This is a genomic window from Corynebacterium sp. MSK150 (assembly GCF_030229215.1).
Classification (GTDB): Bacteria; Actinomycetota; Actinomycetes; order Mycobacteriales; family Mycobacteriaceae; genus Corynebacterium.
Genome location: NZ_JASPHM010000016.1, coordinates 1 through 11,137, shown reverse-complemented (window position 1 = coordinate 11,137; position 11,137 = coordinate 1). Strand labels below are relative to the sequence as shown.

8 protein-coding genes are annotated in these 11,137 nt (G+C 56.2%); 3 read left to right on the top strand and 5 right to left on the bottom strand.

Going from position 1 to position 11,137, the window contains the following annotated elements:
- Positions 1-195 precede the first annotated feature (195 nt).
- The gene (locus QP941_RS09815) at positions 196-768 is read right to left on the bottom strand and encodes a CAP domain-containing protein (RefSeq protein WP_284766768.1); all 573 of its coding nucleotides are present in this window, start codon (positions 766-768) and stop codon (positions 196-198) included.
- A gap of 533 nt (positions 769-1,301) precedes the next feature.
- The gene (locus QP941_RS09810) at positions 1,302-3,209 is read right to left on the bottom strand and encodes a fructose-specific PTS transporter subunit EIIC (RefSeq protein ID WP_284868803.1); all 1,908 of its coding nucleotides are present in this window, start codon (positions 3,207-3,209) and stop codon (positions 1,302-1,304) included.
- 95 nt (positions 3,210-3,304) lie between these two features.
- Between QP941_RS09810 and QP941_RS09805 the strand changes: the two genes are divergently transcribed.
- Entirely contained in the window at positions 3,305-3,814 is a 510-nt protein-coding gene (locus tag QP941_RS09805) for a 2'-5' RNA ligase family protein (protein ID WP_284844553.1), read from the top strand.
- On the opposite strand, the gene QP941_RS09800 is transcribed toward QP941_RS09805, so the two are convergent.
- Positions 3,811-5,004, bottom strand: coding sequence for an amidase (locus tag QP941_RS09800; RefSeq protein ID WP_284868802.1), 1,194 nt, complete (start codon positions 5,002-5,004; stop codon positions 3,811-3,813). The two genes, QP941_RS09805 and QP941_RS09800, sit on opposite strands and share 4 nt — an antisense overlap.
- A gap of 303 nt (positions 5,005-5,307) precedes the next feature.
- Between QP941_RS09800 and uriT the strand changes: the two genes are divergently transcribed.
- Both uriT and uriH read left to right on the top strand, forming a co-directional pair.
- Positions 5,308-6,732 (top strand): uridine transporter UriT, encoded by a 1,425-nt coding sequence (gene uriT, locus QP941_RS09795; RefSeq protein ID WP_284868801.1) that lies wholly within the window; start codon positions 5,308-5,310, stop codon positions 6,730-6,732.
- Positions 6,733-6,741: 9 nt separating this feature from the next.
- Complete coding sequence (gene uriH / locus QP941_RS09790) at positions 6,742-7,683, top strand: uridine-preferring nucleoside hydrolase UriH (RefSeq protein ID WP_284868800.1); 942 nt, start codon at positions 6,742-6,744, stop codon at positions 7,681-7,683.
- Positions 7,684-7,836: 153 nt separating this feature from the next.
- On the opposite strand, the gene QP941_RS09785 is transcribed toward uriH, so the two are convergent.
- Positions 7,837-8,895, bottom strand: coding sequence for a 5-methylcytosine restriction system specificity protein McrC (locus QP941_RS09785; protein WP_284868799.1), 1,059 nt, complete (start codon positions 8,893-8,895; stop codon positions 7,837-7,839).
- 46 nt (positions 8,896-8,941) lie between these two features.
- On the bottom strand, positions 8,942-11,038 hold the full coding sequence (locus tag QP941_RS09780) for an AAA family ATPase (protein ID WP_284868798.1): 2,097 nt from the start codon (positions 11,036-11,038) through the stop codon (positions 8,942-8,944).
- Positions 11,039-11,137 lie beyond the last annotated feature (99 nt).

Here is an 11,137-nt window from a genome sequence, read left to right as displayed (position 1 = left end):
ATTGTTGAACAATTCGAATGTCATTAAGTGTAACCCTCGCCACTGCCATTTGTGAAGGCGGTTACGTTTCATTTACCCGCGTGTGCACCCCCACCCTGGCACGAGAAAACCGCCCCGCCCCGGGTGCGAGGTCCGGGAGGAGGCGGCATGGCCTGCTAGAGCCCAAGGGCTCGAAGGTCCTAGCTTGTGAAATCTTTAGCGTCCGTAGTTTTGGACAGCGTAGAGCTTGCCTTCAGAGTTAATGGCAACGCCGACTCCGATGGTCTTGGCGCGTGGGTCCAGCATAATCTTGCGGTGGCCCGGGGATTCGTACCAAAGCTTGACCAAGAGGGCATCGGAATAGTCGCTCCACGCCTGCAGGACATTCTCGCCGCCGGCCGGGATATTGGAAGGGTAGTAGTTCCAGTGCTGCGGACGGTGGCTGAGCTTATCCGCGCGCACCAGCTGGTCGGCCCAATCTTGAGCCAGCCCATTGAGTGCGGCATTAGCGCGAACCGGGCGCAGGCCGTGCGCCTGGCGGTATTCGTTGGTGTGGTTGATGATGCTCTGCACGCGATTGGAAGCCGGAGCGGCGGGCTTCGCTGCTGTGGCCGGCGCGGCGGGAAGGTTTAGCGTCGGCACCGGAAGGTTCGCGCCTTTAAAGTCGCTCGAGGAACTTAGGGAGCTGGAGGCTTCAGCAGGTGCAACGCAAATTCCCAAAGTGATGGCTGCCGCAAGGGTGGGGGCTACAAATTTTTTGGTAGAGAAGCGAACAGCGGGGGTGAACATGAGCGGAACCTTTCTTCTGTAACCTGGCGGAGAATCAGGCGGGAAACTGGGAAAATTACAGGAAAAAAATCCGTTCCCCTTTGTTTACAAGTTAATCAATTCCAGCGGATAAAAGCGACTTGAACAGCAATTATTAGAATATTTGAAGTTGATGTTCCGCATAACTAATTACTTCTTAGTTATTTCTCGAACTGAGTTAGGAAACTCCTGAAATTCCTCAGTTGGTTGCGTATTTCCCCTCCCCAACGGGGGTGGTCTCTAGTCAGTGTCTTAGATTCTCGGAGAAGTGGTAAGTGTTTGAGTCATGAGGGTGGAATTTTAAGTCAGGCATAGGGAAATTCGTCCGTTTCTTGGTAAAACCTATAAAGATCGTGAGATTTACTAGGTTGCTTAATCTCTACCTGTCCTTTGCTTCTATGGCTGTTGCCTGGCATTTGCCTCTCGGCGTCGTTGTGTGCTCGGTGAACGGGGTTTAGAAAGGAATAAGAAAAGCGCCCGGCGATAAATCGCCGAGCGCCACATTGAACGAAGTATTATGCCTTTGCGGGCGTTTCTGTCCCTTGAGAAGCTGGGGCAGGGGAAAGAGCCGAGGAAATGATCTCGGCTGCTTCCTTGCGGGTTTGTGCGCCATAAAGCTGGTTGCGGAAGTCTTCCTTCATAATGCTACGCGCCAGCTTGGAGAGTAGCTTGAGGTGTTGCTTGCCGGCATTATCAGGCACAGCGATAAGGAAGGCAAGATTAGTCGGTTCTTCGCCTTCTCCCCATGTAATACCTTCGGGTAGGCGGGCAAAGGCAAGGGTGGGTACTTTCACGCCGGCCGAGCGTGCGTGTGGAATGGCTACGCCGTGGCCTACCCCGGTAGAACGGGTTGACTCGCGCTTTAAGGCAGCCCCAGCTACCGCCTCTATATCGGACATGCGGGAGGAAGTAAGCTTCACCATGGAGCGAATGACCTCTTCGCTAGAAGAACCCAGATCTTTATCGAGGCTAATCGTATCGACAGCAACAAGCGGCTTATCCTTGCGCTGCGTCAGTCCCACGAGCAGGAGAATAAGGCCAGCACAGACAGCGATGCCGGCAAGCATGGCGATAAAGAAGCCAACGACGTTATCTACCGCGCCGAGCACCGCGACGATCGGGCCGCCGTGCATGACGTGGTCTTGTGCACCGAAAAGACCGGCGAGCGCGCCGGCTACGGCACCACCGGCAACATTAGCGGGGATAACTTGTAGCGGGCGTGCGGCCGCAAGTGGAATGGCGCCTTCGGTGATGCCGAAAAATCCCATGAACAACGCGGCGATGCCCGCATCATTTTCGGCCTTGGTAAACCAGCGGCGGCGCAGGAGCGTAGCTACGCCCACGGCGAGGGGAGGTACGGCAATCGCACATGCGGCCATGCCCATCGGCGCCGCATTGCCGGCCGCGATCATGCCGCCGCCGAAGAGGAAGGCCGTTTTATTGAAGGGGCCACCCATATCGAAGGCGATCATGGCGCCCAAGATGAGGCCCAGCACGATGACGGAGGAGCCCTGCATTCCAGCGAGATAGTTGGTCATTGCCTCGAACGCGGCCGAGACCGGTGCGCCAATGAGCAAGATGAAGATGAGCCCCACGATGAGCGTGGTGAAAATCGGGATGACGATGATGGGCCAAATCGGTGCGATGAACTTGTGCACCGGAATCTTCTTAATGGCAAGAGCCACATAACCGGACAAAATACCGGTGACAATGCCACCCAAGAATCCGGCACCTGCCTCAGAACCGTAAAGCGAGCCGGTGGTGGCGATGAGTCCGGTAATAAGGCCAGGGGCAAGGCCCGGGCGATCCGCGATGCCCACTGCAATGTAGCCGGAAAGTACCGGGACCATAAGCGAGAACGCCAGGGCTCCGAGCTCATTGACTGTGTTCCAGAAGCTGTCTTCCGGAATCGCCATGCCCTCGGGCGTGGGCGTGCCGCCGATGGAGAGGGCGACTGCAATGAGCAGACCGCCGGTTACCACGAACGGGATCATGTGTGAGACGCCGTTCATCAGTGCCTTGTACAAGGTTTGACCTACGCTATTTTTGCGAGGCGTGTCTTCTTCCGTCTTCTCGGAAGTACCCTCCCAGCGCGTGGCGCTCAAGGATCTGCTGAGCAGTTCCTTCGGGTGTTTGATGGCCTCGTCCACGCCGGTGGCCTCGAGGCGCTTGCCGTGGAAGCGGTCCTTGGAAATGACCGTATCGGCACCAATGACAATGGCATCGGCTTCGTCGATGTCTTGCTTGCTAAAGGTTCCCTCTACGCCGATGGAACCATGAGTTTCAATCTTGATGCGGTAGCCCAGCTCTTGGGCTGCGGCCTCGAGGTTCTCAGCCGCCATATAGGTATGCGCGATGCCCGTCGGACACGCCGTGATGGCGAGGATGAGGGGCGATGACTCTGTAGTGCTCATGGTTCTCATTAAACGGCAATCGTTTGCGTTGACACAAGAGGAGGTTGCCTACTCGATGGCCGGTACGCTGGAGGCACTCCGCTATAGAAAGGGAACGCTCGCTCGTGAGTAAAACATCGCCGGATAATATCTTGCTCTACCTGCCGCAAAAGCAGGAAGATCAGGTGCGCGATATCTTTGCCGGCCTTGCTGAGCGCGGCTTTCCCGTCCAGCAGCAACGCCCGCACATTACGGTCACCTTTTCGCCGCACATGCAGCCGGAAGTGGTGGACTTGGCGGCCCAGCTGCTGCCGGCCGTCATCCCAGCGGATTTCCGGCGGGTAGGAAACGTCATTTTTGGCACCAAGCGTAAACAGACGGTGGCCTGGCTGCTGGAGACCACCGACGAGTTAGAGTTTGCCGCGCGAAAAATCAGCGCCGCAAATCCGGACGGGCGCGGGCCGCGCTGGACCCCGCACCTGACCATGGGCTTGCGCCTGCCGCGCGAGGAGGTCCCCGGCTATATCCAAGCGATGGACGAGCTCACCTCATCGCACTTTAAGGAGCTCACCGCCGTCGAGGCCGCCTATTGGCGCCCGCGCACGCAGGAAAAGACCCTTCTAGCAGGGGCTTAGAGCAGGGCCTGCAGCGCGCGGGCAACGCGCAGGACGGTCAGGTCCTCGCCCGGCTGGCCGACGACCTGCACCGCATCACCCACGCCTTCTTCCTCTTCGCCGCGCAGTGGCACCGTAATGGCCGGCCAGCCGAGCACATTGAACGGCTCGGTCCACCGCCGTAGGCTTGCGGCCGATTCCGCGGTATTGTCCGGGGTGATATCGGACCACTTGAGGGGGCCGGAATCGAGGGTAGGGGTGAGGATAATGGGGGCGTCGGCAAGCAGGGCAAGGGCCTCTTCGCGCAGCTTCTCTACGCCCCGTGCGGCCGCGTCGTAGTCTTCCTGGCTGATATCTTCCCCGCCCAGTACGCGCTGCAGAATCACGTCCTGGTACTTATCGCGCTGGTCCAGCAACGGCCGGTGGACGTCATAGACCTCCTTCAAGCGCATCGGCTCATAGAGCTCGGCCGTGGCGGCGATGGTGTCTTCCAAGTCCGCACCCTCGGTGAGCTCAAAGTCTGATCGCTCCAGCGCCGCTAGCAGTTCAGCGAAACGCTCGCCCTTGGCCTTAAGGGCCGTGACATCAACAGCAGAAACGTCCTGCGTCGCGGCCGGCTCTCCATCCGCAGTGGCAATAAAAGCCTGCTCAATCAGGTCAATCGAGCTGGCAAAGAAACCAATGCAATCAAAACTCGGGGCAAAAGGGAAGACCCCTTCGACCGGAATCACCCCAAAGGTGGGCTTGAACCCCAGCACGCCCTGGCATGCGGCTGGCACGCGCACCGACCCGGCACTATCGGAGCCCACTGTAAGCTGCAGTGCTTCGCAAGCTACCAGCGCCGCCGAACCGGAGCTCGATCCGCCGCCGCACACCTCCGGATCGCGTGGATTGATCACCCGACCAAAAGCCGAGGCATCGCCCAAAATGCCATAGGAAAATTCTTGCAGGTTCGCTTTCGCTACCGGCAGGGCACCCTTTGCCGTCAATCGCTGTACCACCGGGGCATCCTTGACCGGAGTGCGGCCCACATTCACCTCGGTGCCGCAGGTAGTCGACACCCCAGCAACATCCACGATGTCTTTGAATGCCACCGGCTGCCCCATAAGCGTGGGCGATTCATCCACCGCGTGCTCATCAAACGGGATGATGGAAATCACCGCATTAAAGTCCTGCTGGGCGCGGTGCAGGCGATCAGAAACAGTAGGCATATCGGGAGCTAAGTCCTTTCAACGTCGGCGTCGTGTGATGCTAACGATGTAATAGAAGGGGGCAGATGTTACTACCGTACAGCAGGGAAAAGTTCTTGCAGCAAAGGCTGGAAAATGCCCGGGTCATGTCCCACACAGTAACGGCGACCCGAAGCCTTATCCTCTTTACAGTGGGCTAAAAGCACGCTTCCCGACGGCCACAACGGTTCCCATCGATAGCAAAACAATCCGCTGCGCAACACCAAGGAATTGAGTCACGCTCCCCACTATGGAGCGCAGGATTCATCAACTACATTTAAAGCCATGACTTCCGCCACCTCCGAGCCCCCAAAGCTCCAGCCCAGCTCCTATGTTCCGTTGATGTTCGCACTGCTGACGGCAGTGTTCGCTTTCCAGCTCAATGCGTCGATGCTCTCGCCTGCCTTGGCGACGATGGAAGATGAGCTGAGTGCCACCACCGCACAGATTGGCCTAACGCAGACGGCCTTCTTTACGGCCGCGGCATTGTTCTCGCTCTTCCTACCGCGCTGGGGCGACCTTATAGGCCGCAGGAAGGTTCTTGTCGGCATGATGGCGGTTGCCGCGCTGGGCTGCGTGGCTTCCGCCGTCGCGCCAAATGTCGCCGTGCTGCTTATCGGCCGCATCATCCAGGGCGTGGCCGGACCGACCGTCCCGCTCTGCCTCATCATGCTGCGCCAGCAGGTGCTCAATGAGAAGCAATACGCACTGCTGCTGGGCATCGTGACCTCGGTAAACGGTGGTATCGCGGGCGTGGATGCCCTGGCCGGCGGCTGGCTGGCGGGCAACTTTGGCTACCGCTCGGTCTTTTGGACCATGGCAGTACTATGCGCCATCGCGGTAGTAGCAGTCCAGGCATTTACCAAGGAATCCACGGCCACCGAAACCCCGCGCATGGACTGGGCGGGTGTGCTGCCCCTGGCCGTGGCGCTGGGTTGCGTTCTCACCGCGTTCAACGAGGCCGGCAAACTTGCCGAGGCCAATTGGTTCCTAGTCATTATCCTTCTCCTCATCGGTGCCGCTGGCTTCTGGGCCTTCTGGAATGTGGAGAAGAAGGTCGCTGACCCGCTCGTGCCGGTGGCTTACCTCAAGCAGCGCCGCACGTGGGCGCTGCTTTCTACCACGTTGCTTACTATGACCGGCGTCTTTGCCGTGATGAACGGCCTAATTCCGAACCTCGGCCAGGACACGGATGCCGGTGCCGGCATTTCCGCCAGCACCATTTCCTGGGTCACCCTTACCCCGTACGCCCTCGCTGGCCTAGTCTTCGGCCCGATTGCCGGTTGGATGGCCTCCAAGTTGGGCTATAAGTACGTCCTGCAAACTGGCCTCATCGGTACCGTCGTAGGCCTGGTTATCTCCATTTTCGTGGTGGGCGTTCCGAATGCGTGGACCTTGCTCTTCGTCTCCATTTTCTTGGGCGTAACCTACGCGGGCATTGCCAATATCATGCTCAACGGCCTGGGCATTGTGCTCTCGCCGGCCGATAACCAGGGCTACCTGCCAGGCATGAACGCGGGTGCCTTCAACCTCGGCGCGGGCCTGTCCTTCGCTGTGCTCTTTGCGGTTTCCGGTTCCTTCGAGCACGGCTACCGCGCGGGTATGATTGCCGGCGTCATCATCCTTCTCGCGGCCCTTGCCCTGTCTTTCCTCATTCCTCGCCCTGAGTCCATCGATGACACCGTGGCGGCGGTCAACGCCCGAAAGTAGGCTCGTGGCATGACGCGAAAAATCATTTTGGACTGCGACCCCGGCCACGATGATGCGGTGGCCTTGCTCCTAGCTCTGGGCAACCCCACCATTGACCTACTGGGTATTACCACCGTTGGCGGCAATCAGACCTTGGATAAGGTCTCCCACAATGCCCTGGTGGTCAAGGAAATCGCCGGCCACCCGGAGGTTCCGGTGTACGCAGGCTGCGATCGCCCGCTCGTGCGCCCGGTCGAGGTTGCCGAGGCTATCCACGGCTCCACCGGCATGGACGTCGAGGGCGTCCAGCTTCCGGAGCCAAGCACCGCGCTTGCCGACGCCCACGCTATCGACTTCATCATCGACACCGTCATGTCCCATGAGCCCGGCACCATCACCCTGGTGCCCACCGGCCCGCTTACCAATATCGCGATGGCCGCGCGCAAAGAGCCGCGCATCGTCGAGCGCGTCAAGGAAGTCGTCCTCATGGGCGGTGGCTACCACGAGGGCAATTGGTCCCCAGTTGCCGAATTCAATATCAAGATCGATCCCGAGGCCGCCCACATCGTCTTCGAAGAGCCCTGGCCTGTCACCATGGTCGGCCTCGATCTCACTCACCAGGCGCTTGCCACCCCAGAGGTCGAAGCCGAGATCAAGGCGCTAAATACTCCCGTCTCGGAGTTGGTTGTGGGTCTCTTCGGTTTCTTCCGCAAGGCCTACCAGGCCAACCAGGGCTTTGATAACCCACCGGTCCACGACCCGTGCACCATCGCCTACCTCATCGATCCGGACATCGTCCAGACCCGCAAGGCCCCCGTCCACGTCGAGCTCGCCGGCGCACTGACCACCGGCATGACCGTCACTGATTTGCGCGAGCCTGCCGACGCCTCCTGCCACACCCAAGTCGCCACCACCCTCGACCACGCCGGTTTCTGGCGCCTTGTCACCGATGCCCTCAAGAACCTCGCCTAGGCCGACTTCGCCTCGCCCCAGCTGCGCGTCCGCCGCGCGGGAACCCTACTTTCAGCCACGTTATGACTCCTGAACCACCAGTTCGGGGCCATAACGTGGCTGTTTTGTACTCCAACGATTCACCTCTCCTTGGCTTGTGCCTTTGGGAAGCCATTATGGAGTTTCGTGTGGGTCCAATCGAAGGAATTCGAGATTCGGGGCCACAAGGTGAAGCGCTTTCTGACGAAACTCACGAATTGAGGTTTCGAGACTGATGCTAGCGAAAGCTACTGGGTGTCCGTCGAGGAGGAATGAAATCGTCTCATCCTGTAAGTTTCGACCCGAAGAAGCGTAGAGCATGATGCCCTTTGCGGTTTTCCATTCTCCGCCAAGCGCTTCTTGGCTACGTAGGTAGGCGTAAAGCTGATAAAGGTGGGGGCTTTTAAGAGATTCGTTTCCTACGCGGTTCTCAATAAACATATTCGTGAACTTCGCATCAATAACTGTAATTTCACCTTCTGGTGATCGCAGAATGATATCTGTCTGCATGCTCGGTAATTGGCTGGGCGTTTGTTGAGCATTCCAGTGCAACCATTCTCCGCTGCTTACTTTCCAACCGATAGGGCTGAGGTGGTATTGAAACAGACCAAATAGAGCCTTTTCGAAAAGCTTGCGGAGCTCGTGTTGCGTGAGGTGCTTCCTGCTGAATCGAGTATGGGCGTCATCCCCTCGCGCGGGCACGGCTAATTCCAAAAGCAGTCTGGCTACTGCAACCGGTTTCTTATCTGCAGGAGAAAGCCTTCCACGAGGGAAGGCTGTGGATTTCGGCTTGGAAACTCCCATTTGAGTAAGTCTTCGAGCAAGCACCTTGCACCGGTGCGCAGCATCGCAACTGCTTACGTCTAAGAGCATTTGTGCTGCATATTCGAGGGCGTACTTAAGGAATTGGTTAACTTTGCTATTGATGGTGAGTTCATTGAACTCACAGGCAATGAGTCCCTTTTCAAGGAGTTGGTGGCGAGTGGTTTCGTACATGTCAATTCGGCCTCGCACCCGAGTTATATTTCGTTCGGTAAGGGTAAAACCAATGCTCAATTCTCTCCGGAAACGCCTTTCTACAGCGTCACACAACATCGTTCCGATTAGCTCCGGAAGCTCAACACCCGCGTCTTCCACCGAGGCGTTGGATATATGACCATCAATAAAAGACTGTGAGGCGTATAGCTGGAGCATCCATACACTTCGAATAGGAACGTATATGTCTTCCGGTTGAGAGGAACTATCCGTTGAGGACATCGAGGGCCTGTTCGCGCTTCGAAGGATTGTCGAACCAATACTCTGCTATGAGCGGCTTGAGATCCGAGGCTACTACCTGGTCAAACCATTCCATAGTTGCATCGAAGGAACTGTCTGCAAGCTTTCGGCGTGGAGTAACAAAGCTGTGTCCGATTAGGTAGTCATCACCGAGATTGAAATCGTCTCGGATCAATTGATTGACCTTTTCGATCCTTCGCGCGATTTCACTGAGAGCCTCGTCATTGCAATTACGGTTGGAAACACAAAAATTCCGCCAAGTGGATCCCAACTGCGGTACGAGATTAATGAAAGCGAACCTACGACGTAAAGCCATATCTACCATGGCAAGGGACCTGTCTGCTTGGTTCATGGTGCCGATGACATAGAAGTTATCGGGCAGGAAAACTGCTTCTCCTTCTTTGCTATAAAGCGTGGTAAGCGCATTTTCAGGGTTTCTTTTGTCAGCTTCCAAGAGGGTAAGCATCTCACCAAAAATCTGCGCTGGATTGCCGCGGTTGATCTCTTCAATCACCACTACGTGTGGATTGGAGTCCTCCTTAGCTTTTTCCACTGCTTGGAGGAATGGGCCATCTTTTAGTTCAAGCTTCCCGCTACTGCTGGGACGGAAACCCTGAACGAAGTCTTCATAAGAAGTAGAAGGGTGGAATTGGACGGAGGTGACTACATCTTCCGCGTCTGACTTGCACAAGATATATGCCAAGCGACGTGCAAGCCAAGTCTTTCCCGTACCCGGCGGGCCTTGAAGAATCAGGTTTTTCTTTTCCTTCAGGCGTTCCAGCATTAGTTCGAGATCGTCTTTCGGGATAAAGCATCCGTCTTCGATAATTGCAGAAATGGTATAGACGTCCTCTTCCGACGAAGACTCTACGGTTTGGGCAGTAGCATCGGTTGGTTCTTGGTTGAAAACCCATGCTTCGTAAGACAATTGGGGAAAATTAGCCGGTTCGATCTCGGCAGTAGTAAGCCAATCTCGGATTTCATCGAGTGTAAGCAAATAATCTTTACCCGTCGAAACATTTTTCTGAATATTGATTCCAAGCGCGGAGTCTTGGGCAAGATACTTGGTGATGACTGAATCGAAAGTGAGGAAATAGCGGGGACGTGCCCAGAACAATGCCATGGTGTATGCCGTGATCTGGCGGTCTTTGGTCATCACGTCGAAATCGTGTATAAACTGAGCTCGATTTTCGGGCGTATCCGATTGGCTCACCGCGAGGGCCGAAGCGAAAAGGCTCCAGCTATTCTCCCAAAAACTTAGATTAATAACATCTGACGGCTTCGTAGCAAAGCACGAGCGTAAGTTGTTGAGTTGGGGCAGTCCCGAAAAATCCGTTGGTGCTGGGGCTTCAATTCCGAAGACGGTTTTAAAGGCTTGGCAAATTGCCACCTTATTAGATGCCGAAATTTGCCGGTTAGCAACACCGAGGATGGTAAAAGGATCCATATCAGTAGCGGGCACTTCTTCATCATCTATGTGCCATTTCCATAGGTGCTTGAACCGGAGCGGGCGTCCTGAGATTTCAGCAGTCTCTTTTAGTTTTTCGAGTAGCTCCGCGCGGTTGTTTTTGAAGGCAAGAAGTTTGGTGGCGAGTTCTGCGAAAAATTCCGGCCAGTCAAACGACGGTGACAATGGAGTTTCAGAGGAAAAGTCAGGATCTCCCATGCCTTGGATGACGGACTCTACTCGGTCAAAGGCATGGTTCCGAGAAACTTGGCAGATAGTAAGCAGTGAAGTTAGAGATCGTTGGAGGTCTATTCCTAGGTCATCGCGATTGAAGAAATCGCTTGACCAGTTGATCGGTCGGACGTGCCGCATCTCTTTTGGCTCATGAGGGCGGTACTCGTAATCGCCGGAGACATAGCCAAAATAAACTCGCCCTTTGTGCAACTTGCTCGGCATCAGAACCAGGTCGCCTACCTGCATTTGGTTCTTAAACCGGTTGAGTTGAGAAGCGTAGCTTGTGGATGTTTGTGCTTTGAGATCTGGGTGCTCTCGCACCATCGAGGCCTTGATGGAGTCTAAGGTAGTTTGCTTATTCACCTCTGGGCCATAGTCCATACCGGGAATGCCTAAGTTTGACTGAGGTTACCCTCGTTTAGTGGACACCCTATTTGTACGGATCTTGTGTCCGTAGGAGAGGATGTTCATTGTGAGTCA

Bases quoted from the DNA above. Each gene is read 5' to 3' on its own strand.
- QP941_RS09815 (WP_284766768.1), bottom strand. From the start codon at position 768: ATGTTCACCCCCGCTGTTCGCTTCTCTACCAAAAAATTTGTAGCCCCC.
- QP941_RS09810 (WP_284868803.1), bottom strand. From the start codon at position 3,209: ATGAGAACCATGAGCACTACAGAGTCATCGCCCCTCATCCTCGCCATC.
- QP941_RS09800 (WP_284868802.1), bottom strand. From the start codon at position 5,004: ATGCCTACTGTTTCTGATCGCCTGCACCGCGCCCAGCAGGACTTTAAT.
- uriT (WP_284868801.1), top strand. From the start codon at position 5,308: ATGACTTCCGCCACCTCCGAGCCCCCAAAGCTCCAGCCCAGCTCCTAT.
- uriH (WP_284868800.1), top strand. From the start codon at position 6,742: ATGACGCGAAAAATCATTTTGGACTGCGACCCCGGCCACGATGATGCG.
- QP941_RS09785 (WP_284868799.1), bottom strand. From the start codon at position 8,895: ATGCTCCAGCTATACGCCTCACAGTCTTTTATTGATGGTCATATATCC.
- QP941_RS09780 (WP_284868798.1), bottom strand. From the start codon at position 11,038: ATGGACTATGGCCCAGAGGTGAATAAGCAAACTACCTTAGACTCCATC.